Genomic DNA, 266 nt, shown 5'->3' with positions numbered 1-266 from the left:
ACGCCGACCCAGCCGCGGCGGGCCAGCTCGAAGAGCATCGGGAACCCCTGCTCGCGCTTGTCGCCGATCATCCAGGCCCCGCCGTGGATGTAGACGAACACCGGTGCCCCCTGGCGGGGCGGGTCGCTACGCCGCCTGATGACATCGAGCCGGTGGAACCGGCTCCCGTCGCCCCAGTAGTCGATGTCGCGCACGCGCTGGGCCACCCACGACGGTCGGGGCATGGGGTAGACGAGCCGGGGGAAGCGCCACATCGTGTCGCGTCC

1 pseudogene is annotated in these 266 nt (G+C 71.8%); it reads right to left on the bottom strand.

What is annotated here, in order from left to right:
* Nucleotides 1-194 (bottom strand): annotated as a pseudogene (locus RAD04_RS38810) (hypothetical protein); the annotation flags it as partial.
* Nucleotides 195-266: the final 72 nt, after the last annotated feature.

This window comes from Bradyrhizobium sp. 25ACV (genome assembly GCF_054863005.1).
This window is presented reverse-complemented; position numbering and strand designations above follow the sequence as displayed.